Annotated in this window: 1 protein-coding gene; it reads right to left on the bottom strand. The window is 61.3% G+C overall.

The window, feature by feature from the left end; genetic code table 11:
• The coding region (locus V0R37_RS23080; RefSeq protein ID WP_420376690.1) for a tyrosine-type recombinase/integrase at positions 1 to 243 on the bottom strand (243 nt) is incomplete at both ends.

The following is a 243-nucleotide window of genomic DNA, read 5'->3' as shown; positions in this document are numbered from 1 at the left end:
ACTCAGCCCACCTTCGACAAACCGACTGACAGCCTCATGGCGAAGGTCATGAAAGCGGAGTTCTTTCAGGCCAATGCTTGCTTTGGGGTTCAACCAGACCGTGTTGAAGTTGTAGGGTCGTCGCTGGCCGTCCAGGCCCGGCTCTCCAAAGAACACCAGGTCCGTGTCGATGGGGCGCACCGGGTTGGCCAACGCCTGCCGGAAGACCTCCACCGCTGTATTGCTGAGGGGCACCGTGCGGGG

It is taken from the genome of Pollutimonas rozaliensis (genome assembly GCF_048751585.1).
In the GTDB taxonomy this organism is placed as follows: Bacteria; Pseudomonadota; Gammaproteobacteria; order Burkholderiales; family Burkholderiaceae_B.
This window is presented reverse-complemented; position numbering and strand designations above follow the sequence as displayed.